This window comes from Lactiplantibacillus sp. YT640 (genome assembly GCF_049745435.1).
Taxonomy (GTDB): domain Bacteria; phylum Bacillota; class Bacilli; order Lactobacillales; family Lactobacillaceae; genus Lactiplantibacillus; species Lactiplantibacillus plantarum.
Genome location: NZ_JBMNVY010000109.1, coordinates 1 through 301, shown reverse-complemented (window position 1 = coordinate 301; position 301 = coordinate 1). Strand labels below are relative to the sequence as shown.

The 301-nt window shown below is 45.5% G+C and carries 1 protein-coding gene; it reads right to left on the bottom strand.

What is annotated here, in order from left to right; all coding sequences use genetic code 11:
- Window positions 1–301 (bottom strand): DNA topoisomerase (locus ACOV1R_RS16145; RefSeq protein ID WP_424744353.1); only part of this gene is annotated, 301 nt, incomplete at both ends.

The following is a 301-nucleotide window of genomic DNA, read 5'->3' as shown; positions in this document are numbered from 1 at the left end:
TCAAAAAGTTATCCGGGGTGCGTTCTTCGGTACTGATTTGTTGTAACGCTTGCTCCCATTTTGCTGTCATCTCTGGGCTAGTTAACAAGGGTTCGAGTTCAACCGCTTTACATAAAGTAATCCCCGCTTCACTGACGTGGAGCTTGTTCTTTTCAGTAACTAAATAGCCGCGCTTCTTTAACACTTCCAGCACATTTGCCCGGGTTGCACTCGTTCCAATGCCTTGCACATCTTTAAGAATCGCTTGGGCTTCTTCATCATCAAGTGTTTTACCGGCCGTCTTCATTGCCGTAATTAAGGT